Origin of the sequence: Planktothrix sp. FACHB-1355, from assembly GCF_014748295.1 — a bacterium.
Lineage (GTDB): Bacteria > Cyanobacteriota > Cyanobacteriia > Cyanobacteriales > Aerosakkonemataceae > Aerosakkonema > Aerosakkonema funiforme_A.
Genome location: NZ_JACJUP010000894.1, coordinates 1 through 3,005 on the forward strand (window position 1 = coordinate 1; position 3,005 = coordinate 3,005).

Here is a 3,005-nt window from a genome sequence, read left to right on the forward strand (position 1 = left end):
ACAAGTGCCGTTTTCCATAATCAGTATTTCCCCCTCTCGGCTCACATCGAAATCCCAAAACTGACCCTCCACATTTCCAGGCAAAAAACCATCAATCATTAAATTAAATGGTTGATTTTGGATATCTTTCTCTTTTCCTTTCGGTATTTTGTTGCGGCAAATCCGGACGATTAACTTTCCGTCCGTTTCGTCTTGCTTAATAATTTGACCGCGAATGGAAAAATAATTATTACCTTGCCTAACTTCTTCGATAGTCTGGTCTTTTTTCGGCTGTCTAATATCCCGCAGTTCTAGCCAAAGTGCAGGCAGAGGTTGATTTTTTACAGCTTCTAACGCTTCATCCTTCGGTAGAAAAACTTTACTTTTCTCAAACCAGAGAGCAACCTCAGTGTGGGGATAAGCTGACCAAACTAAGTCGCCTCGAATCAGATCTGGAGATATTTTTGCGAATAATCCAGCCCTACCTACCAATCTAGCTGGAATCGACAGCCCATCATCCGTCAACAAAACACCTTTGGTCACTTTTTTTAAAGTGGGAATAAAACGTCCGTGTACTTGACCGACTGCCCGATACATCAACGGAAATAGAGGTGCCACGAATACAGGATTTGTCATTTTAAATACTCTCCAGTTTTTCCTTTTGTGCCATTCTGTTTGGCAATCCTACTTTAAGAATTATACGCAACAAAGTTTTTTGAACGTACAGGACTTACGCAGGACAGGCGTCAAAACCAAGTTTCTTTGCGTCAGTCCTAACGTGAATTGCCTCAATACAGCTATTTTGGTGAGAAACCCAGTTTCTTGGGCATTCTACACAACTCTTGCTACTACTATTTGTTAATTTAGCCTTCCCGATCGACTACCATGTCATTATCTGCACGCATCTGCACAGATTCACATCCATGACTCTAACCGATCGAATTCTTTCCCAGCTACCAGGCGATGTCCTGGGAGGACTGCGTAAAGCCGACAACCTCTGGCAATCACTCAAAGAAGACTCCATACCGATACCGACGGTGGTAAAAGAAAGTCAGCAACCTTTGGTCGGGGTGGACTGGGATGTTATAGTTTGCGGCGGTACTTTAGGTATTTTAATCGCTACTGCGATCGCCAGGATGGGTTGGCGAGTAGCTTTAATAGAGCGTGGCATTTTGCGGGGCAGAGATCAAGAGTGGAATATCTCCCGCCAAGAGTTAGCAACATTTTTAGAATTGAATCTGCTTTCTGAGTCGGAACTGCAACAGGCGATCGCTACCGAGTATAACCCAGCTCGCATCAGCTTTCTCGGCGGTAAGGAACATTGGGTAAAAGATGTACTCAATATTGGCATTGACCCAGTTTTTTTGCTGGATACCCTCAAGTCAAAATTCCTGCAATTTGGCGGTCAACTATTGGAAAACACTCCTTTCCAAGGCGCAGTTGTTCATCCAGATGGCGTCACTGTCAATATAGGATCGCCGATTTTGGATTTGGGATTTGAGTCAAACAATCCCACATCTCTGAAGACACGGTTGTTAATTGACGCGATGGGGCATTTTTCACCCATTGTCCAACAAGCACGACAAGGAAAAAAGCCAGATGGTGTCTGTTTGGTAGTGGGAACTTGCGCTCAAGGATTTCCGGAAAACGACACGGGCGATTTGTTGGTTTCATTTACACCCATACAAAATCAATGTCAGTATTTTTGGGAAGCATTCCCAGCCAGAGATGGGAGGACAACTTATTTATTTTCTTATATGGATGCTGATCGGAAACGATCGAGTTTGGCAGATCTTTTTGAAGACTACCTGCGCCTGTTACCTCAATACCAAAATGTACAACTGGAACAGCTGCAATTTCAAAGGGCTCTATTTGGTTTTTTTCCCAGCTATCGGCAAAGTCCTCTGAAAATGCCTTGGCACCGCATTCTGCCAGTGGGTGACTCCAGTGGCGCTCAATCTCCTCTAAGTTTCGGCGGATTTGGCGCGATGGTGCGTCACCTCAAGCGTCTGGTGAGTGGAATTGATGAAGCGTTACGAAGTGACGAATTGAGTAAGAATGCTCTGGCGCTTTTGCAACCTTATCAGCCAAACTTAGCCGTAACTTGGTTATTTCAACGTGCCATGAGTGTCGCGATCGATCGCCAAGTAGACCCCGATCGAATTAATCAACTTCTTGCCGCTGTATTTCTGGAAATGGAACAGCTAGGAGATGCCGTCCTCAAACCTTTTCTCCAGGATGTCGTGCAGTTTCCCGCTTTGTCCCAAACACTTTGGCAAACCCAAATTTCACATCCGGCATTAGTTGTCAAGATAATTCCGCAAGTGGGATTGATAGCCCTTTTAGATTGGTTAGTTCATTACTTCAATTTGGGAGCTTATTCTGCTTTATATCAATTAGGAAAAGCCATCGAACCTTGGGTAAAAAATTTACCCCCAGTCCCACAATACTATTGCCATAGATGGATTGATGCCTGGAAATACGGATCTGGTGGCGATTACTCGAATTAGCAGTATCTCAAAAGACTTATAAAACGCTTGTGAGGATAACATGATTCAAGGGCAATCTCCAAAAATTAAATACTTTGCCGTATTGACGAACTTGTTGCGCGATCGTCAAGAATTTCTAGACGAAATCCGTCAAGGTGTAAGGCTGCCAAGTAAAATATTATCTCTGCTGGTTTGCAGTTCGATATTTCTTGCTATCTATGGCGGAATTATCGGTATTTACCATAGCTGGATGCAAGCTCTTTCCTCTGCTGTAAAGCTCCCAGCACTTTACTTAATAACCCTATTAATTTGCCTGCCAGCATTGTACTTCTCCAATATCATTTTTGGTTCCAAGCGCACTTTTGCTCAGTATTTTGCCTTGGTGCTGACAGCGGTGGCAGTAACTAGCGCTCTTTTATTCAGTTTTGCGCCTATATCGCTGTTTTTCTTAATCAGCACCAATAACTACCAATTTTTAATATTGTTGAATGTCGTGATATTTTCTGTGACTGGATTCATCGGAGTTTCTTCTCTGCA

Annotated in this window: 1 protein-coding gene and 2 pseudogenes; 2 read left to right on the forward strand and 1 reads right to left on the reverse strand. The window is 43.4% G+C overall.

Going from position 1 to position 3,005, the window contains the following annotated elements; genetic code table 11:
• A pseudogene (locus H6S82_RS26565) lies at positions 1-615 on the reverse strand (hypothetical protein); the annotation flags it as partial.
• A 287-nt stretch (positions 616-902) separates the two neighbouring features.
• Between H6S82_RS26565 and H6S82_RS26570 the strand changes: the two are divergent.
• Both H6S82_RS26570 and H6S82_RS26575 read left to right on the forward strand, forming a co-directional pair.
• Positions 903-2,489, forward strand: coding sequence for an FAD-binding oxidoreductase (locus H6S82_RS26570; RefSeq protein WP_190473468.1), 1,587 nt, complete (start codon positions 903-905; stop codon positions 2,487-2,489).
• A gap of 40 nt (positions 2,490-2,529) precedes the next feature.
• Positions 2,530-3,005, forward strand: a pseudogene (locus H6S82_RS26575) (actin-binding WH2 domain-containing protein); the annotation flags it as partial.